Origin of the sequence: Streptomyces sp. BE303, from assembly GCF_036290945.1 — a bacterium.
Lineage (GTDB): Bacteria > Actinomycetota > Actinomycetes > Streptomycetales > Streptomycetaceae > Kitasatospora.
In genome coordinates this window covers 1-310 of record NZ_JAQYWZ010000313.1, presented here as the reverse complement: position 1 = coordinate 310, position 310 = coordinate 1, and the positions used below count along the sequence as shown (strand labels likewise).

1 protein-coding gene is annotated in these 310 nt (G+C 76.8%); it reads left to right on the top strand.

The features are described from left to right. Positions 1 to 310, top strand: a 310-nt coding sequence (locus PUR56_RS03770) for a hypothetical protein (protein WP_329947839.1), incomplete at both ends; no start/stop codon positions are given.

Genomic DNA, 310 nt, shown 5'->3' with positions numbered 1-310 from the left:
GCTGCTTCTCGGTGAGGACGACGAGGAGACCGCCGCCCTCGCCGATGTCCTGACCGGTCACGGCGCGACCGTGCTCCGGTTGGAGATCGGGGTGCGGGCCGAGCTGGCCGACCGGCTGCGGACGCTCGACGCACCGCCGGGCGGCGAGCTGGTACCGGCGGGTTCGCTCTCCGGCGTGCTCGCCGCCGTCCAGGCACTGGGCGACGCCGGAATCGCGGCGCCGCTCTGGCTCCTCACGCGGGGGGCGGTCGCGACCGGGTCCGCCGATCCGGCGGTCGACCCGCACCGAGCGGAGGTGTGGGGCCTCGGC